This window comes from Micromonospora sp. NPDC004336, assembly GCF_053602615.1.
In genome coordinates, this window is record NZ_JBSGDY010000091.1 from 1 (window position 1) to 24,345 (window position 24,345).

A 24,345-nucleotide genomic window follows, 5' to 3' on the forward strand; every position below is an offset into this window, starting at 1 on the left:
CCACACCCACCAGACAACCCAGTTTGAAGGCCGTGTTAGTGTCTAACAGACGGGAGCACTCCCGCCCCCCGGGCGGGGCCGGGGCCCCGGCACCCGCTCAGCAGCGGGGCACGTTGGGGATGTAGCCGTCGTGGCCGGTGTAGACGTAGGCGTCGGCGATGAAGCGACCGCTGCCGATCCGATCCCAGATGGTGCTGGTGCCGTAGGTGCCGGTGACGCTGGTGCCGCTGGTCTGGCACTGGATGGTCACCTTGGTGCCGTCGGCGACGGTGCCGACGGCGTCGTACCCGGTGCCCGGGCCGGAGCGGACGGTCAGCGGGGTGCCGCTGGTGTTGACCGTGCCGGAGCCGGCGGTGCTGCCGCAGCCGTTGTCGCTGGTGTATGTCTTCGCCCCCCAGTAGAGGGCGAGCGCGCCGTTGAAGCGCACCTGGATGTCGCTGCCGTTGAGGCGCTGCTCGTAGTGCAGGTGCGGGCCGGTGGAGCCGCCGGTGCTGCCGACCCAGCCGATCACCTTGCCGTAGCCGACGGTCTGGCCGACGGAGACGTTGAAGCCGTTGAGGTGGGCGTAGTAGGTGCTGTAGCCGCCGCCGTGGTTGATCCGGACGTACTTGCCGTAGCTGGTGCCGCCGAGGTCCGTGACCCGGTCGACGGTGCCGGGCGCGCTGGCCACCACCGGGTCGCCGAGGTCGTCGGTGCGGTTGAAGTCCACGGCGTACGCCGGGCTGTGGCCGGTCCTCGTCTGGCCGGACCAGGACTGCCCGCAGGGGAAGGGCACCTTGAACGTGGGAGCGGCCATCGCCGGGGCCGCCGGGAGCGCCACGCCCACCGCCAACAGACCGGTCGCCAGCAAGCCGAGCCATCGCTTACGCATCCACAACCTCCCATGTTGAAATCTTTCTATGGCTGCCCCCAGCGTGACAGAAATCGCCACTCCTGAAAAGATGTCCGCACTCATTTGGGAGCGTGCCCACGCGACGACGGCCGGGTTTCCGGATTGTTACTCGCTCGTGTCCGACCCGGGGTGGACCGGGCCGGATGCAAGCGCTTACATGTGGGGACGCCCATCGGACCGGCGCGGGTTCGACTCCCCCACGCGCCGGCAAGGAAGGAGAACGGCATGGCGTTTGCCAGATCACGCCAGGCTCTCGCGATCGCCGGCGTACTGGGGCTGGCGCTCAGCGCCACGGCCTGCGGCACCGGCGACGACAAGAAGAGTGACGCCGCGGGCTCCGCGGAGTGCGCAGCATACGAGAAGTACGGCGACATCGACGGCAAGAAGGTCTCGATCTACTCGTCGATCCGGGACATCGAGGCCGACCGCCTCGCGGAGTCCTGGAAGCAGTTCGAGAAGTGCACCGGCGTCAAGATCGACCACGAGGGCAGCGGCGAGTTCGAGGCCCAGCTCGGCGTCCGCGTCGACGGCGGCAACGCCCCCGACCTCGCGTTCATCCCGCAGCCGGGCCTGCTCAAGCGCTTCGCCGACGCGGGCAAGCTCAAGCCCGCCGGCGCCGAGACCAAGAAGACGGCCGAGGAGAACTACCCGGCCGACTGGCTGAAGTACAGCACCGTCAACGGCCAGTTCTACGGCGCCCCGCTCGGCTCGAACGTGAAGTCGTTCGTGTGGTACTCGCCGAAGACCTTCAAGGAGAAGGGCTGGACCGTCCCGACCAGCTGGGACGAGCTGATCTCCCTGAGCGACAAGATCGCGGCCAGCGGCACCAAGCCGTGGTGCGCCGGCATCGAGTCCGGTGACGCCACCGGCTGGCCGGCCACCGACTGGATCGAAGACCTGATGCTGCGCACGCAGACCCCCGAGGTCTACGACCAGTGGACCACCCACGGCATCCCCTTCAACGACCCGAAGGTCGCCGAGGCCGTCGACAAGGCCGGCACGATCCTCAAGAACGAGAAGTACGTCAACGCCGGCTACGGCGGCGTGAAGAGCATCGCCACCACCTCCTTCCAGGAGGCCGGCGTGCCGATCACCACGGGCAAGTGCGCGCTGCACCGCCAGGCGTCCTTCTACGCCAACCAGTGGCCGGAGGGCACCAAGGTGGCCGAGGACGGCGACGTCTTCGCCTTCTACTTCCCGGCCATCGACGCGGCCAAGGGCAAGCCGGTGCTGGGTGGCGGCGAGTTCGTCACGGCCTTCGCCGACCGCCCCGAGGTCCAGGCGGTGCAGACCTACCTGGCCTCCGGCGAGTACGCCAACAGCCGCGCCAAGATCGGTGACTGGGTGTCGGCGAACAACAAGCTCGACCTGGCCAACGTCGCCAACCCGATCGACAAGCTCTCCGTCCAGATCCTCCAGGACAAGAGCACGGTCTTCCGCTTCGACGGTTCCGACCTGATGCCGGCCACCGTCGGCGCGGGGACGTTCTGGAAGGGCATGGTCGACTGGATCAACGGCAAGGACACCAAGACGGTGCTCGACGGCATCGAGAGCAGCTGGAAGTGATCTGACCGGTGGGCCGGTCCGTGTCAACGGACCGGCCCACCGGTCCGTGACCGAACCGAACCCTTATAAGGAGGGTCGATGGAGTTCGACTTCATCGAGGAGAAGGACAAGTTCATCATGCTGGGGTGGGGGCTGTTCGCCTTCGTCCTGGTGGTGGGTGGTCTGCTCCTGCTGCTCGACGTGGTGCCGGCCTGGTTCGCCCGCCGGCGGGAGGCGCAGCTCGTCGCCGCCTCCGCGAGCGGCGCGCCGCTGCTCCGCCGTCCGAAGCAGCGGGAGGGGGTCCTCGCGCTGTTCTTCCTGCTGCCGACGCTGCTGCTGCTCACCATCGGGCTGGTGGTGCCGGCCGTCCGCACCACGATGCTCTCCTTCATGGACGCGGACAGCAACGACTGGGTGGGGCTGCGCAACTACGGCTGGATGTTCTCCGACGACTCGATCGTCCGGGTCCTGGTCAACAGCCTGATCTGGGTGCTCCTCGTCCCGCTGGTGGCCACCGCGTTCGGCCTGGTCTACGCGGTGCTGGTCGACAAGGCCCGCTTCGAGGCGGTCGCCAAGTCGCTGATCTTCCTGCCGATGGCGATCTCCTTCGTCGGTGCCAGCATCATCTGGAAGTTCGTCTACGCGTACCGGGGCGAGGACCAGGAGCAGATCGGCCTGCTCAACCAGATCGTGGTCAGCCTCGGCGGCGAGCCGAAGCAGTGGCTGCTCGAGTCCCCGCTGAACACGTTCCTGCTGATCGTCATCATGGTGTGGATCCAGGCCGGCTTCGCGATGGTGGTGCTCTCCGCCGCCATCAAGGCCATCCCCGCCGACATCGTGGAGGCGGCCCGCCTCGACGGGGTCACCCCGTGGCAGATGTTCTGGCAGATCACCATGCCGAGCATCCGGCCGGCGCTGATCGTCGTCGTGGTGACGCTGTCCATCGCCACCCTCAAGGTCTTCGACATCGTGCGCACGTCGACGAACGGCAACTACGAAACGAGCGTGATCGCGAACGAGATGTACAACCAGGCGTTCCGGTACGGCCAGAACGGGCAGGGCTCGGCGCTGGCGGTCTTCCTGTTCGTCCTGGTGGTGCCGATCGTGATCTACCAGATCCGCAACATCCGTCAGCAGCGGAAGGGCTGAGATGACCACCGCCACGCCCACCGTCGCCGCCGGCACCCAGCAGACCGACGGCCGCACCTCCACCACCGCCGCCCGGGTGCGCAAGCGCCTCAACAGCCGCACCGCGACCATCGTGTCGATCGTCATCGCGATGCTCTGGACCATCCCGACCTTCGGCCTGTTCATCTCGTCGTTCCGGCCCGAGGACCAGATCAAGAGCACCGGGTGGTGGACCTTCTTCACCGACCCGCAGTTCACCTTCGAGAACTACCAGGAGGTGCTGTTCGGGCGCTCCTCGTCGTCCGGGCAGCTCGCCAGCTACTTCATCAACTCGCTGGCGATCACCATCCCGTCGGTGCTCTTCCCGCTCGCCTTCGCGGCCCTGGCCGCGTACGCGCTCGCCTGGATCAACTTCCGGGGGCGGGACTGGATGTACATCGCGATCTTCGCGCTCCAGATCGTGCCGCTCCAGATGGCGCTGGTGCCGCTGCTGAAGTTCTTCTCCACGGGCGTCACCGTCGCCGGGGTCACGATCCTTCCCGCCTGGGACCTGGTCGACGAGCAGAAGTTCGCGCAGGTGTGGTTCGCGCACACCTGCTTCGCGCTGCCGTTCGCGGTCTTCCTGCTGCACAACTTCATCTCGCAGCTGCCGGGCGACCTGATGGAGGCGGCCCGGGTCGACGGGGCCAGCCACCCGAAGATCTTCCGGTCCATCGTCCTGCCGCTGATCACCCCGGCGCTGGCCGCGTTCGGCATCTTCCAGTTCCTCTGGGTCTGGAACGACCTGCTGGTCGCGCTGATCTTCGCCGGTGGCGGCAACGAGACCGCCCCGCTCACCGTCCGGCTGGCCGAGATGGCCGGCACCCGGGGCAACGAGTGGCAGCGGCTCACCGCCGGCGCGTTCGTCTCGATCGTCGTACCGCTGATCGTCTTCCTGTCCCTGCAGCGCTACTTCGTGCGGGGGCTGCTCGCCGGCAGCGTCAAGGGCTGACGCCGCTCCGCCGCCGCCGGGTCGCCGGCGGCGGCGGAGCCGGCGCGAAGCGGGGGTACCACCGTGACGAGGATCGATGACGTCGCACGCCTGGCCGGGGTCTCCACGGCCACCGTCTCCCGGGCGCTGCGCGGGCTCCCGACGGTCTCGGCCGCGACCCGGCGGCGCGTGCTCGCGGCGGCCGAGCAACTGGAGTACGCCGTCTCGCCGAGCGCCTCGCGGCTGGCCGGCGGACGGACCGGCGCCATCGCGGTCGTGGTCCCCCGGATCACCCGGTGGTTCTTCGCCACCGTCGTGGAGTCCGTCGAGGAGTTCGTCCACCAGTCGGGCTACGACCTGCTGCTGCACAACCTCGGCGGGCGGGAGCAGGCCCGCCAGCGGGTGCTGCGCGCCGCCAACCTGCACAAGCGCGTCGACGCCGTCATGCTGGTCGCCACGCCGCTGCGGTCGGCCGACCTGGCCGCCCTGGCGAAGCTGAAACTGCCCGGGGTGACCGTCAGCTCCGGCACCGTGGTCCCCGGCTGGCCCTGCGTACGCATCGACGACGTGGAGGCGGCGCGGACCGCCACCCGGCACCTGCTCGACCTCGGCCACCGCCGCATCGCGCACATCTCCGGCGACCCCGACGACGAGCTGGCCTTCACCACCCACCTCGACCGGCGGCGGGGCTGGCGGGACGCGCTGCGCGACGCCGGCCTCGACCCGGACCCGGCGCTGGACGTGGAGTCGCGGTTCACCATCGACGGCGGCACGCGGGCCGCCGAGGAGCTGCTCCGGCGGGGCGAACCGCCGACGGCGATCTTCGCGGCCTGCGACGAGATGGCGATGGGGGCGATGACGGTCCTGCGCGACGCCGGCCTGCGGGTGCCGCAGGACGTCAGCGTCATCGGCGTGGACGACCACGACCTGGCCCGCGTCGTCGGGCTGAGCACAATCGCCCAGCCCGCCGCGGAGCAGGGCCTGCTCGCCGCGCGGATGCTGCTCGATCCGCTCGTCGGCGGGCCGGTCCCGGCCGGGGACGCCGGCGGCGAACGGCCCGCGGCCGGCGCCGCCCCCGCCGACGACACGCCCGGGACGCCCGTGATCCTGCCCACTCGCCTGATCGTGCGCGAATCGACCGCGCCGCCCCGGGCACACTGACGGGGACGCCGACCTGTCCGGCACCCGCAACCCGACCGTCCGGCTAGAGACCCTGGAGAAGGCCCTGAACAGCAACGCGACCCACCAGGACGGACCCAGCGACCCGGCCACCGGCTGGTGGACCCGGGCCGTCATCTACCAGATCTACCCGCGCTCCTTCGCCGACTCGAACGGCGACGGGATCGGCGACCTGCCCGGCATCACCGCCCGCCTCGACCACCTCGTCGAGCTGGGCGTCGACGCCGTGTGGCTGTCGCCCTTCTACCCGTCGCCCCAGGCCGACGCCGGGTACGACGTGGCCGACTACCGCGACGTCGACCCGCTCTTCGGCAGCCTCGCCGACGCCGACCGGCTGATCGCCGAGGCCCACGCGCGCGGGCTGCGGGTGATCGTCGACCTGGTGCCCAACCACACGTCGTCGGCGCACGAGTGGTTCACCGCGGCGCTCGCCGCCGCCCCCGGCAGCCCGGAGCGCGACCGCTACGTCTTCCGCGACGGCCGGGGACCGGACGGCGCGCAGCCGCCGAACGACTGGCAGAGCGTCTTCGGCGGGCCGGCCTGGACCCGGGTCACCGAGGCCGACGGCCGGCCCGGCCAGTGGTACCTGCACCTGTTCGACACCGGCCAGCCCGACCTCAACTGGGACAACCCCGAGGTGCGGACGGAGTTCCTCGACGTGCTGCGGTTCTGGCTGGACCGCGGCGTCGACGGCTTCCGCGTCGACGTGGCGCACGGCCTGATCAAGCAGGCCGACCTGGCCGACTGGCAGGAGCCGCAGGAGATCCTCTCCGGCCAGGAGGTCGACAAGCCGCGCCCGCCGATGTGGGACCAGGACGGCGTGCACGAGATCTACCGGGACTGGCGGCGGGTGCTGGACGGCTACCCCGACGAGCGGGTCCTGGTCGCCGAGGCGTGGGTCGAGCCGGCCGAGCGGCTGGCCCGGTACGTGCGCCCGGACGAGATGCACCAGGCGTTCAACTTCGAGTACCTGCTCGCCTCCTGGACCGCGCCGGCCCAGTACGCGGTGATCACCCGCTCGCTGGAGGCCACCGACGCCGTCGGCGCGCCCACCACCTGGGTGCTGTCCAACCACGACGTGGTGCGGCACGCCTCCCGGCTGGGGCTGCCCGTGGGCGGCCGGCGGCCCAACGGCATCGGCATCGGCGACCCGCAGCCGGACGCCGCGCTCGGCCTGCGCCGGGCCCGGGCGGCCACCCTGCTGATGCTCGCCCTGCCCGGCTCGGCCTACCTCTACCAGGGCGAGGAGCTGGGCCTGCCGGAGCACACCACGATGCCCGACGAGGCCCGGCAGGACCCGACCTGGGTGCGCAGCGGCCACACCGAACGGGGCCGGGACGGCTGCCGGGTGCCGATCCCGTGGGAGGCCGACGCCCCGTCGTACGGCTTCGGGCCGACCGACGCGAGCTGGCTGCCGCAGCCGCCGGTCTGGGCGGAGCACGCGCTGGACCGGCAGCGGGACGTGCCCGGCTCGACGTACGAGCTGTACCGGGCGGCGCTGCGGCTGCGCCGCGAGCACCGGCTCGGCGAGGGCCCGCTGGAGTGGCTCGCCACCGGCGACGAGGTGCTCTCCTTCCGCAACGGCGCGCTCACGGTGCTGACCAACTTCGGCGACGCGGCCGTGCCGCTGCCGGCCGGCGGCGAGCTGGTGCACTCCAGCGCCCCGCTGGACGAGGACGGCGCGGTGCCCACCGACGTGACGGTCTGGGTCCGGACGGCCTGACGCCGTCGTGACGGTGCGGGGCTCCCTGCCGGGGCGACAGCGCCCCGGCGGGGAGCCCCGCACCTACAGCCGGTCCGCGCGGTCGTGCAGGAGGTCGTGCACGTCGGCGATGTCCTTCGGCGAGGTCCGCGACGCCAGCCAGTACATGACCCCGGTGGGCACGAAGAAGAGCTGGAAGGCGGCCAGCCCGACGGCGTAGTTCAGCGGCGGCGGGAAGGCCGCCCGCAGCGCGTGGAAGGCCACCCCGACCAGCCCGTTGCCGGCCGCCCGGCCGACGCCGTTGACCAGGTTGCCGAGGCCGTACACGGTGCCCCGGTGCTCGGGCGGGTTGACGTCCGCGATCAGGGCGAACCAGTTCGGCGAGTTCGCCGACGTCAGCGCCAGCGCCACCACGGCGGTCAGCAGGCTCAGCCCGACCGTCGGCTCGGTGAACACGCTGGCCAGCACCGCGCGCACCACCGTCCCCGCGCCGGCGCCGTCGGGCACGTCGATGCGTACGGGCACGAAGAAGAGCACCAGGTAGAACGGGAGCGCGGCGAGGATGCCGACCGCCGCGACCATCGCCCGGCCCCGGGGCGTACGCCGTTGCAGCGCGTCGCCGACGAGCCCGCCGACGATGGAGAGCACCCCGCCGAGCTGGAACAGGGTGGCGAAGACGCTGCCCACGACCACGGCGGTCGCGGCGGAGTAGCCCTGGTCCTCGGCCCGCTCGGCGAAGAGCACCGGCAGCCAGACCAGCGACCCGAACGCCGCCTGCGCGGTGAGACCCTGCAGGATCAGCCACCGGTTGGTGCGCCTGCCCAGGATCCTCGGCAGGTCCGCCCGGCTGATCCGGTAGTCGTACTCGGCGCCGGCGGCGAGCGCGTCGGCCAGCTCCGGTTCGCTCTGGCCGCGCCGGATGTCGTAGGTGAACAGGTAGGCGACGGTCGCCAGCACGCCGACCACGGTCAGCACCAGGAACGGCCGCCGCCAGTCGGCCGACCCGAGCAGCCCGCCGACCAGCGTGCCGGCCAGCGTGCCGACCCCCTGGGACAGGCCCCAGAAGCTCATCACCAGGCCCCGGCGTCGGGGCGAGATCAGGTCGGTGACGACCGAGAACCCGACCGACCCGACCGCGCCGAGGCCGACCGCCGCGACGAGCTGCGCGGCCAGGAAGGCGGGGTAGTTCGCCGCGACCGCGCTGCCGCCGGTACCGAGCGCCCAGATCAGGGTGCCCACCATCAGCAGCGGCTTGCGGTTGGTGCGGTCGCCGACGTACGCCCAACCCACCGCGGCCACCGCGCTGGCGAGGAAGCTCACGGCGGTGACCAGGCCGAGCAGCCGCTGCGGCACGTCGAAGGCTGCGGAGATGGGCCCGTACAGCGGGGGCACCAGGCCGATCGCCACGTTGTCCAGCGAGGCGAGCAGCACGAACACCACGACGCTGTAGAGCCGGTGCCCGGCCGACCCGCCCCGGGCCCGCGCCGGCCCGCTCCTGATCAACGTCATGTGCCGCAGCCAACCAGGGTCAGGTCACGAGCGGGTGACGGCGCGCGGGGCGCGTCGGGCGGCTCAGAGGTAGCCGCCGATGGCGGGCGGGGCGGACGGCGTGGCCGGCGTGCCCGCCCGCAGCGCGTACAGCTCGGCGAGCGTGGCGCCCTGCGGCGGCACCCCCGCCGACGTGCCGAGCCAGCCGGTCGCCTCCGGGTACGACAGCGGGCCGACCTCGATGCGGGCCAGGCAGCGCCCCGGGCGGACCACCGCCGGGTGCAGCCGGGACAGGTCCTCGTTCGTGGTGATCGCCACGAGCACCTCGCGCCCCTGCCCGAGCAGCCCGTCGGTGAGGTTGAGCAGCCGGGACAGCGCCTGGCCGGCGGCCTGCTTCGCCTCGCCCCGGATCAGCTCGTCGCAGTCCTCCAGGATGAGCAGCCGCCACCGGCGGCCCGTCCCCTGCTCGCCGTCCTCGTCCCCGACCGCCACCTCGGACAGGTACGCCGGGTCCGCGAAGAGCACGTCGGGGTCGAGCACGGCGTCGACCTGGCACCAGTCGCGCCAGGAGCGGGCGAGGGCGCGCAGGGCCGTGGTCTTCCCCGTGCCCGGCGCCCCGTGCAGCAGCACCAGCCGGCCGGCGAGATGCTCCGGGGTGGTCGCCATCAGCGCGTCGAGGGCGGTACGCGCCGGGGCGGCGTAGTTGGGCCGGATCTGCGTCCACTCCGGCGCGGCGATCGCGCGCACGTCCCGCTGGCTGCCCCGGCGCGGGTTCTGGTGCCAGAAGCCGATCCGGCCGGCGCCCGGATCCTCCGGTTCGGCGGCGCCGTCGACGATCCGGTCGAGCGCCGCCTGGCCGACCTCCTCGGTCACCGCCGTGACCGTCACCTCGGCGCCCCGCCCCTTCCAGGTGACCACCCGGGCCGTCCAGCCGTCGCCGGCCAGCAGGCGGGACCGTTGCCGGTTCTCCACCGCCGTACGCACCAGCCGCCCGTCGGGGGCGGTCAGCGGCGCGTCGGGACGCACCCGGGAGAGCCGGACCGTGTGCGACCAGGGATGCCGCCCGGTGACGAAGTCCGCCAGGACCAGCGCGTCGATGACGTCGCAGGGGGTGTCCGCGTCGTCGTACTGGAGCATCGAGGGGATGCCGGCGCCGGGCGCCTCGTCCGCGTCGGGGGTGGTCCGCATCCGTCGATGATCGCGAGCCGGGGGCCGCCCGTACAGTCGTTTACCCGTCGCCGGTGGGAACGCGGTCGAGGAAGCGGTCCCGGGCGGCGGCGTACCGCTCGCGGGCGGCGGGGAACGGCTCGGCGGCGTACTCCTCGGTGCCCCGGACCGACCACGTGGGGGGCGCCGCGCCGCCCAGCGCGACCCAGGCGGCCTGGCGGGCCGCCCCGTCGGCGACGTACTCCCCCGGCGGCGGGACGACCACCGGCACCCCGAGCACCTCGGGCGCGATCCGGCGCACGGCCGCCGAGCGGGCTCCCCCGCCGACGAGGATCACCCGGCGCACGGTGGCGCCCTGGGCGGTGAGCGCGTCGAGCCCGTCGGCGAGGGCGCAGAGCAGCCCCTCGACGGCGGCCCGGGCCAGGTGCGCCGGGGTCGAGGTGCGCAGGGTGAGCCCGTGCACGGCGCCCGTCGCGAGCGGGCGGTCGGGGGTCCGCTCACCCTCCAGGTAGGGCACCACGACCAGCCCGTCCGCCCCGGCCGGGGCGGAGAGCGCCAGCTCCGCCAGCTCGTCGAGGCCCACGCGGAGCATCGCCGCGGCGGCGTCGAGCACCCGGGCGGCGTTGAGCGTGCAGACCAGCGGCAGGAAGCGGCCGGTGGCGTCGGCGAAGCCGGCGACGGCGCCGGTGGGGTCGGCTGCGGGGGCGTCGGCGACGCTGAACACGGTGCCGGAGGTGCCGATCGAGACGATCACGTCGCCCGGGCCCGCGCCGACGCCGAGCGCGGCGGCGGCGTTGTCGCCGGTGCCGGGGGCGAGCAGGGCCCCGTCCGGCAGCGGGCCGCCGGGGGCGTGGGGCGCGGGACCGCAGGCGTGGAAGGCGTCGGGGCGCACCGCGCCGGCCGGGGCCGCCGGGCCGAGCACGGCCGGCACGTGCGGAACCCGGCCGAGGGCCCGCTCCAGCAGGTCGAGCCGGTAGTCGCCGGTGGCCGGCGACCAGTAGCCGGTGCCGCTGGCGTCGCCCCGGTCGGTGCGCAGCGCGGCCAGGCCGGGCGCGCCGGCCAGCCGCCAGGTCAGCCAGTCGTGCGGCAGGCAGACCGCCGCCACCCGGGCGGCGTGCTCCGGCTCGTGCCGGGCCAGCCAGCGCAGCTTGGTGACGGTGAAGCTGGCCACCGGCACGCTGCCCACCGCGTCCGCCCAGAACCGGCGGCCGGCCGCCCCGCCGCCGGCCTCCTCGACCAGCTCGGCGGCGGCCCCGGCCGAGCGGGTGTCGTTCCACAGCAGCGCGGGCCGGACGACGGCGCCGGTCTCGTCGAGACAGACCATGCCGTGCTGCTGGCCGGCGACGGAGACCGCCGCGACGTCGGCCAGCCCGCCGGCGGCGTCGACCGCCCCGGCCAGCGCGGACCACCACGCCGACGGGTCGACCTCGGTGCCGTCGGGGTGCGGCGCCCGGCCCTGCCGGAGCAGGGCGCCGGTCTCCGCGTCCCGCACGACGACCTTGCACGACTGGGTCGAGGAGTCGACCCCCGCGACGAGCGGCACGACCGGCCTCCTCAGCGGGCGCCGAGCAGGTGCTCGACGGCGAGCTGGTTGAGCCGGACGAAGCCGAAGCCCTTCGCCGCGGCCGCGTCGACGTCGAACTCCTCGAACGCGGACCGGTCGGCGAGCAGGTCGGCGTAGGTCTCGCCGGGGGCGAGCGTCGGGGTGCCCTGCTCGGCGACCTTGGCGGCGGCCAGCGCCTCGGCGACCTCGGGGTCGGCCCGGAAGGCCGCCGCCCGCTCCTTGAGCAGCAGGTAGGTGCGCATGTTCGCCTCCGCCGACGCCCAGACGCCGGCGACGTCCTCGGTGCGCGAGGGCTTGTAGTCGAAGTGGCGGGTGCCGTCGTAGGCGGGCGCCCCGCCGGGGCCGCCGTGCTCCAGCAGGTCGACCAGGGCGAACGCGTTGAGCAGGTCGCCGTGGCCGAAGACCAGGTCCTGGTCGTACTTGACGCCGCGCTGGCCGTTGAGGTCGATGTGGAACAGCTTGCCCTGCCAGAGCGCCTGGGCGATGCCGTGGGCGAAGTTGAGCCCCGCCATCTGCTCGTGCCCCACCTCGGGGTTGAGCCCGACCATGTCGGGGTGGGCCAGGGTGGAGATGAAGGCCAGGGCGTGCCCGACCGTCGGCAGGAGGATGTCGCCGCGCGGCTCGTTCGGCTTGGGTTCGAGGGCGAAGCGCAGGTCGTAGCCGCGGTCGACCACGTACTGGCAGAGCAGGTCGACGGCCTCCCGGTAGCGGTCCAGCGCGGCGCGGACGTCCTTGGCGACGTCGTACTCGGCGCCCTCCCGGCCGCCCCACATGACGAACGTGCGGGCGCCCAGCTCGACGGCGAGGTCGACGTTGCGCAGCACCTTGCGCAGCGCGTAACGCCGGACGGCGCGGTCGTTGCTGGTGAAGCCGCCGTCCTTGAAGACCGGGTGGTTGAAGAGGTTGGTGGTCACCATGGGCACCACCAGGCCGGTCTCGTCGAGGGCCTTGCGGAACCGGGCCACGTGCCGGTCGCGGGTGGCCGCGTCCGCGCCGAAGGGCACCAGGTCGTCGTCGTGGAGCGTGACCCCGTACGCCCCGAGGCCGGCGAGCTGGTGCACCGTCTCGACCGGGTCCAGGGCGGGCCGGGTGGCGTCGCCGAACGGGTCGCGGCCCGGCCAGCCCACCGTCCAGAGGCCGAAGGAGAACTTGTCGGCGGGGGTGGGGCGGGGCGCCATGGCGGTTCCTCCGGGGGTGTCGTCCGCTATTTGTTCAGCGGTTGAATTATTTGACGGGCCTGTGGCAGTGTCAAGGGGTGACCCGTCCCGACGCCCCGCCCGGGGCGGTCCGCCAGGGCAGCCTGCGCGACTGGAACCTCGCCGTGGTGCTCGGTCGGATCGCCGCCGCCGACCGCCCGCCCTCGCGGGCCGAGCTGGCCGCCGGGACCGGCCTGACCCGGGCCACCGTCTCCGCCGTGGTGGAGGACCTGCTGGCCGGCCGGCTCGTCCGCGAGGCGGAGCCGACGCCCCGCACCGGGGCCGGCCGGCCGTCCCGGGGCCTGGCGCTCGCCGCCGACGGCCCGGCCGGGCTCGGCCTTGAAGTCAACGTCGACTACCTGGCCGCCTGCGTGGTCGACCTCGCCGGCCGGGTCCGCCACCACGCCGTGCACCGCGCCGACCTGCGGCCGCTCTCCCCCGCCGAGGCGCTCGCCCGGCTGGCGGGCCTCGCCGCCCGCGCCCGCGCCGACGCCGCCCGCGAGGGGCTCACCCTGGCCGGGGCGGCCCTCGCGGTGCCCGGGCTGGTCGACGACGCCGGGCTGGTCCGCCTCGCGCCGAACCTCGGCTGGCGCGACGTGCCCGTCCCCGCGCTCCTCGCCGGGCAACCGCCGCTGACCGCGCGCGTCGACGGCGTCCCGCCGCTGGTCGTCGACAACGAGGCGAACCTCGCCGCGCTGGGCGAGCTGCACGCCGGGCCGGGCGGGCCGGCCAGCTTCCTGCACATCTCCGGCGAGGTCGGCATCGGCGCCGGCATCGTCCTGGACGGGTCCCTGTTCCGCGGCGCGCGCGGCTGGAGCGGCGAGATCGGTCACGTCCCGGTCCGCCCCGACGGGCGGCCGTGCCGGTGCGGCGGGCGGGGTTGCCTGGAGACGTACGCCGGGCAGGAGGCGATCCTCGCGGCGGCCGGCCTGGCCGGCGCGGACCTCCCGGCGGACACCGCGACGACCCGGCTCGCCGAGCTGGCCGCGGCCGACGACCCGGCCGCCTCGCGCGCCCTCGCCGACGCCGGGGCCGCGCTCGGGATCGCGGTCGCGGGCGTGGTGAACCTGCTGGACCTCGACACCGTGGTGCTCGGCGGCGGCTACGGCCCGCTGACGCCCTGGCTCCGCCCGCCGGTGCTCGCCGAGGTCTCGCGTCGGGTGCTCACGGCGGCCTGGGCGCCGGTCACCGTGCGTCCCGCGGCGCTCGGCGGCGCCGCCGCGGCCGTCGGCGGCGCCGGTTCCGTCGTACGCCGGATCCTCGCCCGGCCGGCCGGCTGGCTGGGCCGCCGGCCCTGACCTCGGCCGCTCGGATGGGCGGGCGGCGACCGCCTCGGTACGCTTGCCCCGAGGCAACGGCCCCCCACGCGAGGAGTGCACGACCAGCATGCGCACAGGTCGACGGACCTGGGCGCCCGGCGAGCGACGGTGACCACCACCCCTCGCGGCGGCGCCCCCGGCGGGCCCGCCCACTCCCCCGCCGGCAACCCGCTGCCGGCCGACTCCCGGCTCACCCGCGAGCTGCTCGACGGGCTCACCGAGGCGGTCGTGACGACCGACGGGGCGGGACGGGTGGCGCTGGTCAACGCGGTCGCGGCCCGGCTCCTCCCCGAGGTGGTCGCCGGCGCGGAGCTGGCGACGTGCGCCGTGACGGCGTTCGCCCACGCGGCCCGTGCCGGCGCGGACTCCTTCGACACCGAGCACCGGGGCCGCCGGCTGCGCGGCGTGCGGCGGCGGCTGGGCGCCGGACGGCACGCCTGGTACGTGCGGGACGTCACCGAGGAGCACGCGCGCGCCGAGGCGCTGCGCGCCGAGCGCTCCCGGACGGCGTTCCTCGCCCAGGCGGGCAGCCGCCTCGGGCTGTCCCTGCACCGCGACCAGACGGTACAGGCGGCGGCGACGCTCCCCGTCCCCCACCTCGCCGACCTGGCCCTGGTGGTCCACCTGCCGCCCTCGCCCGCCGAGAACCTGCCGCACTGGGTCCGGTACGCCGAGGGCGATCCCGCGCCGGCGACCGGGCTCGCCCCGTGGTCGCTGACCGGCGCGCTGCCCGGCCTCGCCGAGGCGCTGCGCGGCCACGCCGCCGACCCGGGCCCCTGGCCCGCCCCGGCACCCGGCGAGCTGGCCGCCACGCTGCCGCCCGGCTTCGGCCGCCCCACCGCCGTGCTGGTCAGCCCGATGCGCGCCCCCGGCCGGCCCGCCGGCGCCCTGGTGCTGGTCCGCCGCGCCGGGCGCCCCGACTTCGACCGGCGCGACGTCGAGCTGGCCCGGGAGTTCGCCAACCGGGCCGGCGCGGCCCTCGGCGCGGCGGAGCTCTACGGCGAGCAGGTCCACCTCGCCCGGGTGTTGCAGAACAGCCTGCTCCCGCCCGACCTGCCGGCCGTGCCCGGCGCGGCCCTCGCCGGGGGCTACCGCGCGGCCGGCGACCGGCTGCGGATCGGCGGCGACTTCTACGACGTGTTCCCGATCAGCGGCGGGGCGATGTTCGCCCTCGGCGACGTGTGCGGCAAGGGCGTCGGCGCGGCCGTCCTGACCGGGCGGGTCCGGCAGTCCCTGCAGACCCTGCGGCTGGTCGAGCAGCGGCCGCGGGAGCTGATGGAGCTGCTCAACCGCGCGCTGCTCGACGCGCCGGAGGCGGCCCGGCGCAGCCAGTTCGCCACCCTGCTGCTCGGCACGCTCCGCGGTGCCCCCGGCGGCGGGCTGACGGCCCGGGTCGCCGGCGGCGGCCACCCGTCCCCGCTGGTCGTACGCGCGGACGGCACGGTCGCCCCGGTCGCGGTCGGCGGGATGCCGGTGGGCGCGCTGCCCACCGCCCGGTTCGCCCAGGCCGAGGCCCGGCTCGCCCCCGGCGACCTGCTGCTCGCGTACACCAACGGGGTGACGGAGGCGCGCGACGGCCGCCGCGACGGCGAGATGTTCGGCGAGGAGCGGCTGCGCGCCGCGCTGGCCTCGGCGGCCGGGCTGCCCCCCGCCGCGCTGGTCGACCGGCTCCTGCGCCTCGTCGACGAGTGGCTGGACGGGCAGAGCCAGGACGACGTCGCGATGCTCGCGGTCGCCGCGGCGCCCACCGCCTGACGCCGTACGCCGACGGCGGCGGACAGCGGCGACGGCGGGCCGCAGCGGCGACGGGCAGCGGCGACGGCGGACCGCAGCGGCGGCGGACAGCGGCGGCGGACGGCGACGTCAGTCGTCGGGCGATCGGACGGCGCTGGTGGGCGGCGGCGGGCGGCGGCGGGCGCGGGCCGACCGCCTCGCGGGTCAGGCCGTCCGGGCCACCCGGGGCTCGCTCGCGGGCCACTCCTGCCGCGGCGGCCCGACCGGATGCTTCGCCGGCCCGCCGGACCACAGGCCGGCCGGCGCGACGGACCGAACGGACGCGTCCCGGCGGCGCGCCGCCTCGTCGAACTCCCGCATCCCCCGCAGCAGGGCCTGCCGCCCCTCGGGGGTCATGTCGGCGAGGATCGCCCAGAGCTGCTGGCGCCGGTCGTCACGCAACTCGAGGAGGAGCCGGTGGGCCTCCGGGGTGAGGTGCAGCGAGATCTCCCGCCGGTCGAGCCGGCCCGGCTCGCGTTCCAACATGCCCGCCGCCACCAGCCTGTCGCAGAGCCGGCTGGCGGAGGAGAGCAGCATGTCGAGGCCCGTGGCCAGGCGGCGCAGGTTGATCCCGTCGTGCTGCTCGACCAGCATGATCGCGCGCAACTGGGCGCCGGAGACGCGGCTGGTCGTCCGCTCCCGCGCCGCCTCCCACACGGTCAGCAGGGCACCGGCCGCCTCGTCGAGCTCGGCCGCCATACTCGTATCTGGCCCCGGGGGACCGTGCACTTCCGCCATGGTGCGCCCGAGACTACTCCGAAACCGCTGCTGCGGGCTCGCGAACAAGGAGCGACGATGAGCGAACCGGTCAATCGGGCACGGCGTGCCCTCGCCGAGGCGCCCGCCGATCTCCTGCTGGACCGCGTCGCCGGCGTCCTGGCCGAGACCCACCGCGTCGACCGGGTGGAGCTGCTCCAGGTCGACTACCGGCTGTCGGCGCTGCTGCCCCTCGCCGACGGGGAGCCGGTGACCGGCCCCGGGCACCCCGCCTGGCGCTGCTTCGACCACCAGACGCCGATCGCGGCCGACGGCACCGGCTACCTTCCGGTCTCCATGCGCGGGGAACGCTGGGGGGTGCTGCGGGTGACGCCGGTCCCCGGCGACCCGACGGTCCTGGGCGAGCTGGCGGAGATCGCCACCGCGCTGGCCCACGAGATCGCCGCGGTGACCGCCGGCACGGACCTGTACCGGACGGCCCGACGCAGCCGCCGGCTCACCCTCGCGGCCGAGATGCAGTGGGAGATGCTGCCCGGCCGCAGCCGGATCCGGCCGTCGTTCAGCCTCGCGGGGCAGCTCGAACCGGCGTACGCGGTGCGCGGCGACAGCTTCGACTGGTCCGACGACGGGCAGCGGCTCTGGCTGGCCACCATCAACGGCACCGGCGAGGGGGTGGCCGCCTCGATGCTCACCTCGCTCGGCACGTACGCGCTGCGCAACGCCCGCCGCGGCGGCCTCGGGCTCGCCGACCAGGCGGCCCTCGCCGACCAGGCGATCTACGACCTGCACCGCGGCGACCGGCACCTCGCCGCGCTGCTGATGGACCTCGACCTGCGCTCCGGCGAGCTGACCGTGGTCGACGCCGGGTCGCCCCGCCTGGTGCTGCTGCGCGACGGGGAGGTGCGGGAGCTGCCGCTGGAGGCGCAGTTCCCGCTCGGCATGTTCGAGGCCACCGACTACCGCGAGCAGCGCTTCGAGCTGTGCCGGGGCGACCGGCTCTTCGTCGTCAGCGACGGGGTCGTCGACGCCACCGGGCGCAACGTCCGCTACGGCGAGACGGCGCTGGACCGGTTCCTGCGCCGGACCAGGCCGATGGAGCCGCTGGACGCGGTGCGCTCGCTGATCGGCGACCTGCGCGCGTTCGTCGCCGGCGACCTGGTCGACGACGCGGTGGTGGTGTGCCTGGACTGGACCGGCCCGCAGGACTGACCGGGCTCAGTAGGCCCCGCGGCTGTTGACCACCGCGCCGAAGGTCTTCCAGAGGATCGTCAGGTCGGCCGCGAGCGACCAGTTCTCCACGTAGTAGAGGTCGAGCCGGATGCCGTCCTCCCAGCTCAGGTCGGACCGGCCGCTGACCTGCCAGAGCCCCGTCATGCCGGGCTTGACCAGCAGCCGGCGGGCCACGTCCCCGTCGTAGCGGGCCACCTCGGAGGGCAGCGGCGGGCGGGGGCCGACCAGGCTCATCTGCCCGAGCAGGACGTTGACCAGTTGCGGCAGCTCGTCGAGCGACCACTTGCGCAGCAGCCGGCCGACCCGGGTCACCCGGGGGTCGTCGCGCATCTTGAACATCAGGCCGTCGGTCTCGTTGCGGGTGGCCAGCTCCGCCAGCAGGGCGTCGGCGTTGACCACCATGGTGCGGAACTTGTAGACGCCGAACTCCCGGCCGCCCTGCCCGACCCGGGTCTGGCGGAACAGCACCGGCCCCCGGCTGTCGAGCTTGACGGCCAGCGCGATGACGGCCAGCAGCGGCAGCAGCAGCGTCAGGGCCAGCGAGGAGACCGCCCGGTCGACGAAACCCTTGACCAGCTTGCGGGCCCCACGGAACTCCGGCGCCTCGACGTGGATCAGGGGCAGCCCGGCGACCGGACGGGTGTGGATGCGCGGGCCGGCGACGTCGGTCAGCGCCGGCGCCACCACCAGGTCGACGCCGGTGCCCTCCAACTGCCAGCCCAGCCGGCGCAGCCTGGTGGCGGTCAGCTCGCCGGACGCCGTCACCGCCACGGTGTCCGCGCCGATGGCGGTGACCGCCTCGGGGATGCCCCGGAACGAACCGACCACCGGCACGTCGCCGAGCCGCTGCGCGACCGGGGCCAGCAGCGCGTCCGGGATGCAGGCGCCGACCACCTGGTAGCCCGCGTACGGCTCGCGCCGCAGGGTGTGCACCAGCTCCAGCACGTGCGCGGTGTCGCCGACCACCAGCACCTTCCGCGACCAGCCCGCGCCCCGGGACCGCGCCCGGTGCAGCCGCTTGCGGGCCGCGAACCGGGCCACCTCCAGGCCGACCGTGCCCACCGCGAACGAGATGGCCAGGAAGCCCCGGGAGACGCCCACCTCGGCGATGTAGCCGGCGATCGCGACGCCGCCGGCGAGGCGCAGGCTGGCGGCGTTGACCCGGCGGTACTCGTCGGCGCCGTAGCCGAGGACCCGGTCGTCGTAGCAGCGCAGCACCCGCAGCGAGACCAGCCAGGCGAGGACCAGCCCGGGCGCCACGACGACGTACGGGATCTTCGAGCCGCCGGGGGTGTCGCCGCCGAAGCGGGCCACGTAGCCGATCAGCACGGCGATGGTCAGGATCGTGGTGTCCAGCACCACCAGGGCGCGGACGTAGGCGCGCTCGTCCGTGCGGGCCGCCGGGCCGGACCGGGTCTCGTCCGGTGACGACGCCGCTCTGGCGGGAGTCAACAGCGTCGCCGAGGTCACCGACCCTCCCCACTTCGCACGCCGACGGCCCCTGTCGGCCGGTCCGGGTCGCGGGCCGGCCGCGGAGCACTACGACATCCTGCCCCGCCAACCGTGGTGGACGATTACTTCCGACGTATTGCCGTCACTTTTCCCGACGGACCCGGTTGCGGAAAAGGGCCCGCCGTACGGGATTCGACGGTACGGCCGCCCTTCGCGCCCTGCGCCACCGCTCAGGCCCGCGCCCCCGCGTCCCTCCTCAGGCCGGGGCCTTGCGCAGCGCGATCGCCTTGAGGAAGATGTCCCCGATCTTGGTCGGGTCCTCGGTGACGAAGGCGCCGCCGCCGGTGACGTCGGTGATCGACTTCAACTCGGCCTTGCTGACGTCGCTGCCGATGCCGATGATCACGACCTGCACCGGCCGCTCCGGGTCCTTGATCTTGTTGAGCTCGACCAGCAGCTGCTGCTGGGTCACGCCGGCGGAGTCCTCGTTCTTGCCGTCGGTGAACAGCACGATCGAGTTGACCCGCCCGGGCTCCCAGTTGTCCTGCACCTTCTGGTAGGCCGCCAGCACCGTGTCGTAGAGGCCGGTGCTGCCGCTGGAGGACCGGACGGAGCCGAGCGCCTGCTCCAGCCTGCCGCGCTGCCGCGACAGCGGCCCGATCGGGACCAGCTCCTGGTGGTCGCGGGAGCCGACCAGCTCGGTGGAGAACGTCCAGAGGCCGATCGACCAGGAGTCGTCGAAGAGATTCAGCCCGCGTCGGGCCGCCTCCACGGTGACCTGCTGCCGGGTGGCGTTGCCGGCGTTGGCCACCTTCTCCTTCATCGAGCCGGAGACGTCGATGACGGCGAGCATCCGGCCGGACTGGGTGGCGATCGACCAGCTGGAGATGGCGCGGTCCATGTTCTGCGGGTCGAGGCCGCCGGTCGCCGCCGTGCCGCCGGTCGCCGGCGGCGTCGACGCGCCGCCCGCCGGGCTGGGCGCGCCCTGCGGGGCGTCGAAGCCCTTGCCCCAGTTGCCGTCCGGCGCCCGCAGCGACCGGGCCGCCAGCTTGTCGCGGAAGTCGTCGGTGGTGAGCGCGTCGTAGAGCACCCGCGCCGCCGACGCCTTGGCCGGCTCGATGCCGGGCAGCACCGCGTACGGGTAGTCCAGCGGCGCGGGCGCCGGCTCCAGGTAGAGCGCGGCCAGCGGCACCGGCGGCTTCTTGCGGTTGTACTGGATCACGTCCTCCTCGGAGAGCGCCGCCGCGCCGAGGCTGCTGGCGATCGTCGTCGGATCCGAGGCGGTGGGGAACCGGGCGAGCAGGTCCGGCCGCAGCGCCGAGCGGTCGGTGGCCAGCGCCCGCAGCGCGGCGACCTTGTCCTTCTCGGCGTCGGGGCCGCCGGGGGCACCGGCGACGGCGGTCAGCGAGAGCAGGCCCGACAGGCCGGCCGCGTCCCGGGTCGGCTCGACGATCCCGGTGCGCAGCGGCTTGTCGCTCTGGACCTGCTGGAGCAGCTGGGCCCAGCTGAACTTCTTCTGCGGCCAGCCGAGTCGGGAGGCCACCGGCTCCGGCATCGCCACGACCACCGGGCTGCGGGCGATGGACGCCCCGTTGCCCGGCTCGAAGGCGGTGGCGCCGCCGGTCTTGAGCCGCAGCAGCCAGGTCGAGGAGTCCGGCACCCAGACGTCCGGGCTGACCGCCGTGCCACTGGCCTGCCCGACGCCGGCCAGGGTGACGCCGTGCTTGGCGGCCACCGTGGCGGCCACGTCGACCGGGTCGGTCGCCGAGACGTTCACCGCGATGCAGGTCCCGCCGACGGCGGCCCCCTCCTTCACCCACTCGGCGGCGGCCTCGTCGACGGCCGGGGCGAGCTCGGCGGCGACGGCCACCGACAACTCGATCCTGCCGGTGCAGTCGGGCTGCGCCAGCTGCTGGTAGCCGAACCAGCCGCCCGCCGTTACGGCGAGCACGCCGACGGCAGCAGCGGCGGTGGCTGCGTGAACGTTGGAGCGCATGCGATGGCGGCCTGCTGACACGCTGACCATAGTGCGTACCGGTCAGGGTGGCTGCCACAACCGTTCGGACGAAAGTTACTCAGAAGAAACAGTTGACTACCAAATTGTTGACGACTAGTGACTGCCTCGATCCGTTGCGTGGATCCGGGCAGGTCAGGGCAGGACGCAGGTGGGGCTCGGCACCGGCACCGGCTCGCCGAGCGGGGCCGGTACGCCGGTCGCCGGGTCGACCCGGAAGACCCGGACCATGTCGGCCCGCTCGTCGGCGACGTAGAGGTGCTCCCCCACCCGGGCGAAGTGCCGCGGCCACTCGCCGCCCGTGTCGACCTCGGCGACCAGCTCCGGCAGCTCGCCGGCCAGGGCGAAGACCGCCACCGTGCCCACCCCCCGGTTGGCCACGTAGAGGAAGCGCCCGTCCGGGCCGACCGCGATCTCCGACGGCTGGACGTGCCCCGGCCGGTCGCTGGCGTCGACCCGGCCCCGCTGGTGCAGCGCGCCGTCGGCCGTCGCCTCGTACGCGGTCACCGAGGCGTCCAGCTCCCCCGCCACCCAGCAGCGCCGGCCGTCCGGGTGCCGGGCCAGGTGCCGGGGGCCGGAGCCGGCGGCCGTACGCACCCGGGGCGCCCGGGGCACCAACCGCCCGGAGGCGGCGTCCAGGTCGTAGCGGTAGACCGAGTCGGTGCCGAGGTCGACCGCGAGCAGGGGACCCCGGCCCGGGGCGGGGTTCACCATGTGGGCGTGCGCGTGCTCCTGCCGCTCCGGGTCGGGCCCGTGCCCCTCGTGCGCCACCAGGTCGCTGCGCTCGCCGGGAACCCCGTCGGGGTCGAGCGGGAACACGGCCACGCTGCCGCCGCCGTAGTTGGCCACGACGAGGTGGCCGCCGCCCGGGACGACGGCCAGGTGACAGGGCTCCGCGCCGCCGGTGGGCCGGGTGCCGAGCGGGGTCAGGTCGCCGTCGGGCGCGACCCGGAAGGCGCTGACCTCGCCGTCGGGCAGCTCGTTGACCGCGTACAGCACCGGCAGCCCCGGGTGCCGGACGAGGAAGGAGGGCGACGGGGTGACCGCGACGGTGCCGAGCGGCGACAGCGCGCCGGAGAGCGGGTCCCGCCGCGCCGCGACGATGCCCGTGGCCCGGCCCCCGCTGTGCGCCGTGTAGCCGCCGATGTGGACGATCCCACCCTGCTCCGTCACCGGATCCACCCTCCGCCGATTCCTCCGTCGATCCCATCAGAGGACTTCCCCGCGCGCTGTCCGCTTAGCCCCCGCAGGCCGCGCCGATTTCCGCCCCGCCGGGCGGGCCCGGGCGGGCTCGGGCCGGCCGGCCGCTCGGCGCTCAGGCCGCCGGCACCGGCTCGCCGCGCTGGCGGGCCACGTGCTCGACCAGGGCGATGAGCACCTCCTTGCCGGACTGCCGGTCCCGGGCGTCGCAGAGCACCAGCGGCACGTCGGGGTCGAGGTCCAGCGCCTGGCGTACGGACTCCAGGTCGAACCGGCGGGCGCCGTCGAAGCAGTTCACGCCCACCACGAACGGGACGCCCCGCTGCTCGAAGTAGTCGATGGACGGGAAGCAGTCGGCCAGCCGGCGGGTGTCGGCGAGCACCACCGCGCCGAGCGCCCCGAAGGCCAGCTCGTCCCAGAGGAACCAGAACCGGTCCTGGCCCGGGGTGCCGAACAGGTAGACCTGGAGGTCGTCGTTGATCGTGATCCGGCCGAAGTCCATCGCCACCGTCGTGGTCGACTTCCCCTCGACGCCCGACAGGTCGTCGGTGCCGACGCCGGCCCCGGTCAGGACCTCCTCGGTCTGCAACGGCCGGACCTCGCTGAGCGCGCTCACCAGCGTCGTCTTGCCGGCGCCGAAGCCCCCGGCGATGAGGATCTTCAGCGCGAGCGGGACCCGGGTGCCGGATCCGGGCCGGTCATAGCGCACGGAGTCCACTGACCACCGCCTTGAGGATGTCGTCGTCGGGCAGGTAGGCGGCGGCCGTCGGCTGGTGCACCGCGATGAGCCCCTTGGCCAGCAGGTCGCCGAGGAGGACGCGCACCACGCCCAGCGCGAGGTCGAGCTCGGCCGCCAGCTCGGCGACGGGGACCGGGCGGGCCGCCAGCGACACCAGCCGCCGGTGCTCCGGGTGCAGCTCGGGATGCGCGGCGGGGTCGGCGGCCGGTTCGGCCAGCACGTACGCGACCACGTCGAAGCCGTCCGCGGACGACCGGACCCGGCCACCGGTGAGGGTGTAGGGGCGCACCACGGGGCCGGCGTCGTCGTCGAGCCACTCGTGCTGGGGACCGGGGGACTCAGCCCGCATCGGCGACCCCCGCCGTCGACCGGGCCGGGGCGCTGAGGTACTCCCCCACGCGGGTGACCAGCATCGCCATCTCGTACGCCACCAGGCCGATGTCCGCGTCCGCGTCGCTGACCACGGCCAGGCAGGCGCCCTGCCCGGCGGCGGTGACGAAGAGGTACGCCGACTCCATCTCGACCACCGTCTGCCGGACCGCCCCGCCGGCCACGTGTCGGCTCGCGCCCCTTGCCAGGCTGGAGAAGCCGGACGCCAGTGCGCACAGGTGCTCGGCGTCGGCGCGGTCCAGGCCGCTGGAGGAGCCGAGCAGCAGGCCGTCGGCCGACAGCACCACCGCCTGCCGGGCGGGTGGCACCCGGTCCACCAGATCGTCGAGCAACCAGTCGAGATCGGCGCTCTGCCTCGTCGGATGCAGCATCAGGCGTCCCTCTCAGTAACGGTCACGGGGTCGGGGTCCGCCGGCGCCTCGGCCGGCGTCGGGTTCGTGGCGGCGCCGGCGCTCGCGGGCTGTTCCGCGGCGGCCCGTTGCGAAGCGGCGTCACCGGCAGCGCTCGCGGGGCGTTCCGCGCCGGCCTGTCGCGGCGCGGCGTCACCGCCGGCGGCGCTCGCGGGCTGTTCCGCGGCGGCCCGTCGCGACGCGACGTCGCCGGCGGAGGCGGCACTCGCGGGGCATTCCGCGGCGGCCTGTCGCGGCGCGGCGTCACCGGCGGCGGCGCTCGCGGGCTGT

At 74.5% G+C, this 24,345-nt stretch carries 20 protein-coding genes and 1 pseudogene; 8 read left to right on the forward strand and 13 right to left on the reverse strand.

Annotation, left to right across the window (positions count from 1 at the left end; genetic code table 11):
* Positions 1 to 97 precede the first annotated feature (97 nt).
* Positions 98 to 871, reverse strand: a complete 774-nt coding sequence (locus ACWENR_RS18995; RefSeq protein WP_452278302.1) for a peptidoglycan DD-metalloendopeptidase family protein — start codon at positions 869 to 871, stop codon at positions 98 to 100.
* A 246-nt stretch (positions 872 to 1,117) separates the two neighbouring features.
* Between ACWENR_RS18995 and ACWENR_RS19000 the strand changes: the two genes are divergently transcribed.
* The 5 genes from ACWENR_RS19000 to ACWENR_RS19020 all read left to right on the forward strand — a co-directional run bounded on the left by ACWENR_RS19000 (position 1,118) and on the right by ACWENR_RS19020 (position 7,437).
* Positions 1,118 to 2,458 (forward strand): ABC transporter substrate-binding protein, encoded by a 1,341-nt coding sequence (locus ACWENR_RS19000; RefSeq protein WP_452278303.1) that lies wholly within the window; start codon positions 1,118 to 1,120, stop codon positions 2,456 to 2,458.
* A gap of 78 nt (positions 2,459 to 2,536) precedes the next feature.
* Positions 2,537 to 3,586, forward strand: coding sequence for a carbohydrate ABC transporter permease (locus ACWENR_RS19005; RefSeq protein ID WP_452278304.1), 1,050 nt, complete (start codon positions 2,537 to 2,539; stop codon positions 3,584 to 3,586).
* Between the two features lies 1 nt (position 3,587).
* Positions 3,588 to 4,556 carry a carbohydrate ABC transporter permease gene (locus ACWENR_RS19010; protein WP_452278305.1) on the forward strand — a complete coding sequence of 323 codons (969 nt, stop codon included), beginning with the start codon at positions 3,588 to 3,590 and terminating at the stop codon, positions 4,554 to 4,556.
* Positions 4,557 to 4,619: 63 nt separating this feature from the next.
* The gene (locus ACWENR_RS19015; protein WP_452278306.1) at positions 4,620 to 5,696 is read left to right on the forward strand and encodes a LacI family DNA-binding transcriptional regulator; all 1,077 of its coding nucleotides are present in this window, start codon (positions 4,620 to 4,622) and stop codon (positions 5,694 to 5,696) included.
* Positions 5,697 to 5,760: 64 nt separating this feature from the next.
* Positions 5,761 to 7,437, forward strand: a complete 1,677-nt coding sequence (locus ACWENR_RS19020; RefSeq protein WP_452278321.1) for a glycoside hydrolase family 13 protein — start codon at positions 5,761 to 5,763, stop codon at positions 7,435 to 7,437.
* A gap of 63 nt (positions 7,438 to 7,500) precedes the next feature.
* Here the strand turns inward: ACWENR_RS19020 and ACWENR_RS19025 are convergent, their stop codons facing one another.
* The 4 genes from ACWENR_RS19025 to xylA form a co-directional block, all read right to left on the reverse strand.
* Positions 7,501 to 8,925 (reverse strand): MFS transporter, encoded by a 1,425-nt coding sequence (locus ACWENR_RS19025; protein WP_452278307.1) that lies wholly within the window; start codon positions 8,923 to 8,925, stop codon positions 7,501 to 7,503.
* Between the two features lie 63 nt (positions 8,926 to 8,988).
* Positions 8,989 to 10,092 (reverse strand): DUF5925 domain-containing protein, encoded by a 1,104-nt coding sequence (locus ACWENR_RS19030; protein WP_452278308.1) that lies wholly within the window; start codon positions 10,090 to 10,092, stop codon positions 8,989 to 8,991.
* 40 nt (positions 10,093 to 10,132) lie between these two features.
* Complete coding sequence (gene xylB / locus ACWENR_RS19035; protein WP_452278309.1) at positions 10,133 to 11,614, reverse strand: xylulokinase; 1,482 nt, start codon at positions 11,612 to 11,614, stop codon at positions 10,133 to 10,135.
* An 11-nt stretch (positions 11,615 to 11,625) separates the two neighbouring features.
* Positions 11,626 to 12,813 carry a xylose isomerase gene (gene xylA / locus ACWENR_RS19040; RefSeq protein ID WP_452278310.1) on the reverse strand — a complete coding sequence of 396 codons (1,188 nt, stop codon included), beginning with the start codon at positions 12,811 to 12,813 and terminating at the stop codon, positions 11,626 to 11,628.
* A gap of 77 nt (positions 12,814 to 12,890) precedes the next feature.
* Here xylA and ACWENR_RS19045 point away from each other — a divergent pair, with 77 nt between their 5' ends.
* Positions 12,891 to 14,129 (forward strand): ROK family protein, encoded by a 1,239-nt coding sequence (locus ACWENR_RS19045; RefSeq protein WP_452278311.1) that lies wholly within the window; start codon positions 12,891 to 12,893, stop codon positions 14,127 to 14,129.
* Positions 14,130 to 14,258: 129 nt separating this feature from the next.
* Positions 14,259 to 15,905, forward strand: coding sequence for a SpoIIE family protein phosphatase (locus ACWENR_RS19050; protein ID WP_452278312.1), 1,647 nt, complete (start codon positions 14,259 to 14,261; stop codon positions 15,903 to 15,905).
* 183 nt (positions 15,906 to 16,088) lie between these two features.
* Here the strand turns inward: ACWENR_RS19050 and ACWENR_RS19055 are convergent, their stop codons facing one another.
* The gene (locus tag ACWENR_RS19055) at positions 16,089 to 16,622 is read right to left on the reverse strand and encodes a MarR family winged helix-turn-helix transcriptional regulator (protein ID WP_452278313.1); all 534 of its coding nucleotides are present in this window, start codon (positions 16,620 to 16,622) and stop codon (positions 16,089 to 16,091) included.
* A 96-nt stretch (positions 16,623 to 16,718) separates the two neighbouring features.
* Here ACWENR_RS19055 and ACWENR_RS19060 point away from each other — a divergent pair, with 96 nt between their 5' ends.
* On the forward strand, positions 16,719 to 17,849 hold the full coding sequence (locus ACWENR_RS19060) for a PP2C family protein-serine/threonine phosphatase (RefSeq protein ID WP_452278314.1): 1,131 nt from the start codon (positions 16,719 to 16,721) through the stop codon (positions 17,847 to 17,849).
* Positions 17,850 to 17,855: 6 nt separating this feature from the next.
* Here ACWENR_RS19060 and ACWENR_RS19065 read toward each other — a convergent pair whose 3' ends face one another.
* The 7 genes and pseudogenes from ACWENR_RS19065 to ACWENR_RS19095 all read right to left on the reverse strand — a co-directional run.
* Positions 17,856 to 19,340: a sugar transferase gene (locus tag ACWENR_RS19065; RefSeq protein WP_452278315.1), complete on the reverse strand. Its 1,485-nt coding sequence runs from the start codon at positions 19,338 to 19,340 to the stop codon at positions 17,856 to 17,858.
* Between the two features lie 238 nt (positions 19,341 to 19,578).
* Positions 19,579 to 21,339 (reverse strand): substrate-binding domain-containing protein, encoded by a 1,761-nt coding sequence (locus tag ACWENR_RS19070; protein WP_452278316.1) that lies wholly within the window; start codon positions 21,337 to 21,339, stop codon positions 19,579 to 19,581.
* 132 nt (positions 21,340 to 21,471) lie between these two features.
* On the reverse strand, positions 21,472 to 22,509 hold the full coding sequence (locus ACWENR_RS19075) for a lactonase family protein (RefSeq protein WP_452278317.1): 1,038 nt from the start codon (positions 22,507 to 22,509) through the stop codon (positions 21,472 to 21,474).
* Positions 22,510 to 22,651: 142 nt separating this feature from the next.
* Positions 22,652 to 23,254: a GTP-binding protein gene (locus ACWENR_RS19080; RefSeq protein ID WP_452278318.1), complete on the reverse strand. Its 603-nt coding sequence runs from the start codon at positions 23,252 to 23,254 to the stop codon at positions 22,652 to 22,654.
* Complete coding sequence (locus ACWENR_RS19085; RefSeq protein ID WP_452278319.1) at positions 23,235 to 23,624, reverse strand: DUF742 domain-containing protein; 390 nt, start codon at positions 23,622 to 23,624, stop codon at positions 23,235 to 23,237. Before ACWENR_RS19085 ends, ACWENR_RS19080 begins: the two co-directional genes overlap by 20 nt.
* On the reverse strand, positions 23,614 to 24,036 hold the full coding sequence (locus tag ACWENR_RS19090) for a roadblock/LC7 domain-containing protein (protein ID WP_452278320.1): 423 nt from the start codon (positions 24,034 to 24,036) through the stop codon (positions 23,614 to 23,616). Before ACWENR_RS19090 ends, ACWENR_RS19085 begins: the two co-directional genes overlap by 11 nt.
* A pseudogene (locus tag ACWENR_RS19095) lies at positions 24,036 to 24,345 on the reverse strand (hypothetical protein); the annotation flags it as partial. The gene ACWENR_RS19090 and the pseudogene ACWENR_RS19095, both read right to left, overlap by 1 nt.